The sequence below is a fragment of the Novosphingobium clariflavum genome (genome assembly GCF_026420865.1).
Classification (GTDB): Bacteria; Pseudomonadota; Alphaproteobacteria; order Sphingomonadales; family Sphingomonadaceae; genus Novosphingobium; species Novosphingobium clariflavum.
The window spans coordinates 1-346 of sequence record NZ_JAPCWC010000119.1 but is presented as its reverse complement, the minus strand read 5'-3'; the positions used below and the strand labels follow the sequence as shown (position 1 = coordinate 346).

1 protein-coding gene is annotated in these 346 nt (G+C 71.7%); it reads right to left on the bottom strand.

Going from position 1 to position 346, the window contains the following annotated elements:
- Positions 1-346, bottom strand: a 346-nt coding sequence (locus tag OKA11_RS24550; protein ID WP_267225264.1) for a methyl-accepting chemotaxis protein, incomplete at both ends; no start/stop codon positions are given.

Sequence of the window (346 nt, the reverse complement as noted above, 5' to 3'; positions counted from 1 at the left end):
CGCCGAGGTCTCCTCGACCATCGCCGCGTTCTGCTGGGTCGCCTGGTCCATCGTGCCGATCGCGGCGCTGATCTGGGTGATCGTCGAGGACTGGGCCTGGTTGTCGGTGGCGATGTTGCTCAGCAGCGCGTGGACCTCGGAGACGTCGCCCGAGATGTTCTGCAGGGCGCCGTCGACCCGCTGCACCGCTTCCACGGCGGTGCCGATGTCGGTCTGGGTGGCGGTGAGCTGCTCGCGGGCGCGCTTGGCTTCCTCTTCCGAGCGCATGGCGAGCGCCGAGACGAGGTCGGCCACGACCGCGAAACCGCGGCCTGCGTCCCCGGCGCGGCCCGCCTCGACGGCGGCA